Source organism: Xenorhabdus khoisanae, from assembly GCF_001037465.1.
GTDB classification, from domain to species: domain Bacteria; phylum Pseudomonadota; class Gammaproteobacteria; order Enterobacterales; family Enterobacteriaceae; genus Xenorhabdus; species Xenorhabdus khoisanae.
Map to the genome: position 1 here is coordinate 1 of NZ_LFCV01000206.1, position 938 is coordinate 938.

Annotated in this window: 1 protein-coding gene and 1 pseudogene; both read left to right on the top strand. The window is 55.0% G+C overall.

All coding sequences use genetic code 11. The annotated features are described in order from the left end of the window. Window positions 1–67 precede the first annotated feature (67 nt). On the top strand, window positions 68–529 hold the full coding sequence (locus AB204_RS20090; protein ID WP_047965156.1) for a phage terminase small subunit P27 family: 462 nt from the start codon (window positions 68–70) through the stop codon (window positions 527–529). A 1-nt stretch (window position 530) separates the two neighbouring features. Next, window positions 531–938 (top strand): annotated as a pseudogene (locus tag AB204_RS20095) (hypothetical protein); the annotation flags it as partial.

A 938-nucleotide genomic window follows, 5' to 3' on the forward strand; every position in this document is an offset into this window, starting at 1 on the left:
AGATCGCCGCGAAATGCCAACCTTTTTTTGGGGTGCCCCAACTGCACCATTTTACAGGAGAAACCACATGGCAGGACGACCGCCAACCCCGACTCACCTGCGTCTGGTGAGGGGTAACCCATCAAAGCGCCCGATTAATGCCCATGAACCGATGCCGGAAAAAGGGGTTCCCCATGTCCCCAAGCATTTTGGGAAAATGGGCCGGTACTGGCATGAACGGATCGCCGGGGAACTGCATAAAGTCGGCGTGCTGACTAACCTTGACGCCAAAGCCCTTGAGTTGCTGGTTGAAGCCTACGTCGAATACCGCACGCACTGTGAAACACTGGAGAGTGAAGGTTACACCTACCGGACCGATCAGGGATTAATTAAGGCGCATCCGGCGGCGGGCATGAAAGCCGATGCGTGGAAACGGATCCACACCATGCTCAGTGCGTTTGGTATGTCACCCTCCAGCCGGTCTAAGGTCAACATGGCCGGGGAAGATAAGGCTGACCCGCTGGCTGAGTTTTTACAAATGAGAGATTAACATGGCGAAAGTATCAGAAGGCATCCGCTATGCTGAGCGGGTCGTGGCGGGTGAGGTTGTATCCGGTGAGTTGGTGAAACTGGCCTGTCAGCGGTTCCTGAATGACCTGAAAACGGGGGAAGCGCGTGGAATTTATTTCAGTGAACCCCGTGCCCAGCATATCCTGAACTTTTACAAATTTGTGCCCCACGTCAAGGGCGCACTGGCGGGCAAGCCCATTGAGTTGATGGACTGGCATATCTTTATTCTGATTAACCTGTTTGGTTTTGTGCATCCGTTAGTGAATGAGGCCACGGGGGAGGTGGTGCTGCGCAATGACGGCAGCGGGCGGCCGGTGATGGTGCGCCGTTTTCGCACCGCCTATAACGAAGTGGCCCGTAAGAATGCCAAATCGACCCTGTCCTCCGGT